Source organism: uncultured Lactobacillus sp., assembly GCF_946477725.1.
In the GTDB taxonomy this organism is placed as follows: Bacteria; Bacillota; Bacilli; order Lactobacillales; family Lactobacillaceae; genus Lactobacillus.
Map to the genome: position 1 here is coordinate 1 of NZ_CAMKZC010000046.1, position 5,665 is coordinate 5,665.

Annotated in this window: 5 protein-coding genes; all 5 read left to right on the forward strand. The window is 33.9% G+C overall.

All coding sequences use genetic code 11. The features are described 5' to 3' along the window. The first annotated feature begins 257 nt into the window (after positions 1-257). Entirely contained in the window at positions 258-977 is a 720-nt protein-coding gene (locus tag Q0R51_RS08915; protein WP_294758255.1) for a hypothetical protein, read from the forward strand. Positions 978-1,016: 39 nt separating this feature from the next. After that, on the forward strand, positions 1,017-1,703 hold the full coding sequence (locus tag Q0R51_RS08920; RefSeq protein ID WP_294758257.1) for an ATP-binding cassette domain-containing protein: 687 nt from the start codon (positions 1,017-1,019) through the stop codon (positions 1,701-1,703). A 31-nt stretch (positions 1,704-1,734) separates the two neighbouring features. Beyond that, complete coding sequence (locus Q0R51_RS08925; RefSeq protein ID WP_294758258.1) at positions 1,735-3,384, forward strand: ABC transporter ATP-binding protein; 1,650 nt, start codon at positions 1,735-1,737, stop codon at positions 3,382-3,384. Between the two features lie 276 nt (positions 3,385-3,660). Continuing rightward, positions 3,661-4,752 carry a hypothetical protein gene (locus tag Q0R51_RS08930; RefSeq protein WP_294758261.1) on the forward strand — a complete coding sequence of 364 codons (1,092 nt, stop codon included), beginning with the start codon at positions 3,661-3,663 and terminating at the stop codon, positions 4,750-4,752. Between the two features lies 1 nt (position 4,753). Then, on the forward strand, positions 4,754-5,503 hold the full coding sequence (locus tag Q0R51_RS08935) for a LytTR family DNA-binding domain-containing protein (protein WP_174791730.1): 750 nt from the start codon (positions 4,754-4,756) through the stop codon (positions 5,501-5,503). The last annotated feature ends 162 nt before the right edge of the window (positions 5,504-5,665 follow it).

Here is a 5,665-nt window from a genome sequence, read left to right on the forward strand (position 1 = left end):
TGAATTTAATTTGTACAGCCTTTATTGGCTAAAAAAATAAGAATCAAGCTGTGTTAAGACAGTTTGATTCTTATTTTAGTTACATAAGCTGAAAGTAGTCGCGCCATAAAAATTATCAGCGGCTATTTTTTTATGTTTTCCTAAAGCAAAAATTGGATCACGTCCGGCAACTGGGGAAGAAAAAACTACTGGTGGGGAAAGATCAGTTTATTTTTAAGGTTGAAAGGTTAACAATAAAAAAGGAAAGTGAGGTTTATATGTGGAGCTTAGCCCAACTATATTTTAGACGTGCTGGTTTCAGAAAATTGGTTCTCTATTTATCAGCTCTGTTTCTGGCGGCGACTTTTATTACTAGCATTATTCTCAGTGGCCTGTGGCGGGATAATAAATTAAGCAGCATTCTACCTGCTCAATTTAATAAGACTAGTCCAGCTATTCAAGCCAGTATGGTCTTTTATTATTTTGAGACCTTATTTATGCGAGCCGGAATTATCTTATTAGAAGGTTTTTTAAGTTATCAAATAATTGCCCGCGCTTTTGAAGATCGGACAATTGCTCAACTGCTTACTTATCCTATTTCTAGAACTAAAGTTTATTTAGGTATGTTATTTGCCATTTTTCTGATTTCAGGACTCGTCTTATTGATACTGCATTTGTTAGTAATAATTATATTTTATCTAATGCTTAAAAATTTCCGGTTATTAAACTTGGACACTTTCTTGTTCAAAGATTTGGTTTTGGATCTGGGCTTTATTTTGGCGGGTTTATTGTCCGGTGTAGTGGCCATGTTCAAAAACAAAGTCGGCTACATTATCGGCAATGCTATTTTTCTGTGTGTTATTTTGGGCAACGCCACTGTTTCTACCTATAAAAATCAAAATAATAATTATTTGTTCTGGGCTTTGCTAATAATAGCACTGATTACTCTCAGCGGCAGTTTTTTGGCGCTCAAAAAGTTTAATCATCTGAATATTTAACAGCTGAGCTGCTCAGCTGAAAAAATGGGAGGATTGATCGTGCAATCAAATCATATTATTTTAAAAATTTGTCATCTGTCGCAATCTCTAAATAATAATCTGATTTTAAAGGATGTTAATCTGAATTTTCAAAGCGGTAAAATTTATGGATTGGTCGGGGCTAATGGTTCCGGAAAAACGACCTTAATGAAAAGTATTTTAGGACTTAATTATGTGGATAGCGGTCAGATCATTTTTAATGAGATCAATATTGAAAATGGCCAGCATGAAATTCAAAGAGCCCAGATAGGAAGTTTAATTGAAGAACCGCTTTTTCCAAATAACTATACCGTGCAGCAAGTATTAGCTGAACAACAAGCGTTGCTGAAGGTCAAAGTTACTAGAAATTATTTAGATAAGCTGCTGTTGTTACTGGGATTAAATCGAAAATTAGAAACAAAAGTAAAAAATTTATCTCTGGGTTGGCGAAAAAAACTGGGTATTCTGCGCGCAATTTGTAATTTCCCGCAATTATTACTCTTAGATGAACCCTTTAATGGATTAGATCGCTTATCCGTTCACCAAGTTGAAGAGATATTAACATTTTTAGCGCAACAAAATACCTGTATAGTTATTGCCAGCCACCTCATTCAACAATTACAAGATCTGGGGGCTGAATTGTATTGGGTAAAAAATCAGCAAATCTCACTTCTTAGAAGAGCAGATAAGCGTCTGGCAGACTATTAATTTAAAACATTTCAATAAAGGAAGACGAAATTTGCCAACTACAGCCAAATCCCTGATAAAAATAAACTTTTTGTTCATCTTAACTTTTTTTATTAATATCATAGCTCCTCTTAGTAATGTAGCCTTTGCTTTAACAATTAAATTATTAATAGATGATGGTGTCAGTAAAAATATTACCGGTCTTTATTATCATTTAGGGGTAAGTATAGTAATAGTTATTTGCTTTGTTTGTCTTAATTATTTAGCCAAATTTTTAACTAATCTTTATTCAGTAAAAAGAATTACGGCATCTCGGTTATTTTTAATGCAAAAGATTTTAGAAATGAGTTATGCAGCCTTTAATCGTCAAAATACTAGTGATTACCAACATTTGTTACTAAACGAAACGCAGCAATTGGGAGATGATTACCTGAAAGGTTTTTTTCAAATAGCTCGTAATTTGATGTTAATCAGCGCTTCTTTAGGAGCCATGTTTTATAGCGAATTTTGGTTGGCTTTACTGATATTGATCGCTACTGCATTGCCCCTCGGGTTGAGTGGAATTTCCGCTAAAAAAAGTGAAAAACTCAAAAACCAGGCACTACTTCAAGAAAAAAGCTATGTTAATAAGATTAAAGAGATCATCAGTGGTTATGTCACAATCAAAAATTATCAAGTAGAAAATTATATAAGTACTATTTACCAAAAATATTTAAATAGTTATGCAAAATCGCAGTTACGTTTGCGGGGTAATGAAGCGCTCACGGCTACGGTTTCCGAATTATCCGGCTTGGTGGTCTTTTTGGTCGCCTTTGGCGGAGGGATGATATTAACGGCCCAAGGATATACGACGATTGGCAGTGTGACTGCCATTGTGCAGTTGGTTAACTTTGTCGTCCTGCCCATCAATGATTTGGGGTTACTAATCTCACGTTTTCAGAGTTCCAAACAGCTCTTAGCGCCCACAATTCATCATGCTCGTCAACCTGATTTAAAGAACAAACAAGGGACCTTAAAAAAGGAAATTAAATTTGAGCAGGTAGATTTTAAGTATGCTCCCAACAGTGCCAGGGTCTTGAAGGATCTGTCCGTAAACTTTATTATTGGGAAAAAATACGCAATTACCGGGAAATCCGGCAGTGGTAAAACTACTATTTTTAAGCTGTTATTACAATTATTTCAACCAGATCAGGGCCGAATTGTGATTGATCAGGATAATTTGCAGGATTTATCTTCTGCCTGGTGGTATTCCCAGTTGGCGATAATTCCTCAAGAAGTATTTATCTTTAATGATACTCTCAAAAATAATGTCACTCTGGGCCGTGATTTTTCGGATGCGGCAGTTCTTAGTGCACTGCAACAGGCGGGATTAACTGATTTTTTAGCGACCATACAAAATAATCTGGCTTATTCTTGTGGAGAGAATGGCAAGAATTTGTCCGGGGGACAAAAGCAGCGGCTGTCGATAGCTAGAGCATTTTTAAAGGCGAAGCCGATTGTATTATTTGATGAAGCTACTTCGGCTCTGGATGAGAAAACCGGAAATGATATTGAAAATACTTTATTACAAAAACAGGAGCTTACAGTCATTGCAATTACCCATAAAACTAATATTTCTGGCTTGTATGATCAAATATTTAAAATGGACCAGGGAAAGTTAATAACTGTTTCTGCATCCTCATTGGAGAACCGCTTGCTTTGAGGAGTCTCTAATTTTAAAATCAAAAATAAAGATAATCTCACAGTCAGGGTAAGTTTCCAGAAAAATGGGAGTTGGAATGATGTTAGTAATATTGGTGGCGGGCGTACAATTTTTAATTTTACAGTTGTTTAATTTTGTAGTCATAAAAAATGAGCTGGCTAGAAATAAAAGAATATATTATTTTTTTTAATGCTCCTGATAACACCGCTTGGGGCTTGGCTGTCCTCGATTTCTTCGGTAGTCAGTGGTTTATTATTTACCTTTGTTTTAATTCTAGTGAATTATTACGGCAGTCAATCCCATGCTCTTGTAACTTTATATCCTTTATTGTGTTTAGTAATGAGTTTGGCAGTTTTTTTAATTTTAGACAGTTTGGTAATATTTCTTGATATAGCGCCCTTACTGAACTCTGCGCTTTATATTATTTCATTTTTGGTAGGTGGTATTGGTTCCTGGGGACTGCAGAATTTCTTACTGAGCCAATTTTCGGATATAATTTTTCAAAAGAAAATAAATCGGTTTTTTCTAATTAATTTTTTAGTTATCATTTTCATCTTAATTCTCTCTACTTTTGAGGTGAATTTAGCGCACTATCTTCAGGTGGATAAATTAGTCATAGAAAGTATCTTTCTTGTTATCTTGATTGTTTTTATTTTATTATTGGTTATTTATTTTTTATATAATGCCCAAAAAATTAGAGATGCTAATTTGGAACAGCAGCTTCGCCACTTGGAAGATTATTCGAAAGTCTTAGAAAAGAATTTTAATGAATTAAGTAAGTTCAAACATGATTATATTAACGTTATTTCTTCTTCACTGCTCTTTATAAAAAATAAAGACTTCACCGGTATGCAAGCTTATTATAAAGAAGCACTGCAGCTTGTGGATGCTTCCTTTACCTATGAGGATTTACGAATTAGTGATTTACAGAATATTAGTCCCAGATCTGTTAAAGGCTTTTTAGCTTATCAGTTGCTCTCTTCTTACCAAAAAAACATAAATATTCATTTTGAATGTTTGGAGCCCATTCAAATAAAAAAAGATGATACCATGTTGATAATTGCGATGATAGAAATAATTTTACAAACGGCAAGTACCTATGTATGCCAACATAAGGGTCGGCTTGATTTTTTAATTACAAAGACAAATAATGATATATCTTTTGTAGTCCGCTATTCACTTCGCCCAGCTGATGCCCGACCACCAAAAATACATGAGATTTTTGCGTACACGCTTTCTCAACATTCGACCTATGATACTAAAAATTTAAAAGAACTTATTACGGCTTCTCAAGATATAGAATTACTAAGTAGTTATAAGGACGGCTTTTTGGTTCAAGAAATTCTTATTAATAATGGGGAATCATAGGATGGATATTTTAATTTGTGAAGATAACATTGAACAATTATATGAATTACAACGTATAATTAAAGAAATTGCCCAAAAGAGCGTTTTTAATATCAGAATCTATCTGGCCACAACTAAAGCCAATGAGTTTTTTCAAGTTTTACAAAAGAAATGTTATCAACCCGGCGCTTTATTTATTTTAGATATAGTTTTAGGTCCCAAACAGCCCACAGGGTTGCAATTAGCGCAAATGATCAGAAAAAATGATGCTTGGTCTTCAATCGTATTCTTTACAACATATTCAGAAATGGCCTACTTGACTTTTGACTATCAGCTAGACGCCCTGGATTATATATTGAAAGATGAAGTTGCCGGATATAAGCGGAAAATCTCTGACTGTATTCAAAAAGCTTATTTAAGGCAGAACCATACACCTGATGCGCACTTAGAGGAATATCAAACTCTGCCTTTGAAAATCGGTTCGAAATTATTACGGATTCGCGAGGCTGACTTTATTTATGCACAAACTTCTCTCAATAAACATCGGATTATGATTGTGACTGTTAACCAACAATTGGAGATTTATGGATCACTAGCTAAATTACTGCTTCTATCGGATAATTTGTGCCGCTGTCACAAGTCATATATTATTAATAAAAATAAAGTTAAAATTTTGGATTTACATAATATGGAATTAGTTCTGGTGGATAATATTAAATGCCCCGTTTCACGAAAATACCTTAAAAAAATCAAAAAGGAATTGGGATATTAGAATTAATAGTCGAATATTGGAAAGCTGTCAATCTTGCCAAACGCTGCTACTAAATTATTTTTAGAGATAATAATTAAGAAGAAAATTATTATATTCTAAGATTGTGAGGCTAAAAAAATAAGAATCAAGCTGTGTTTAGACAGTTTGATTCTTATTTTAGTT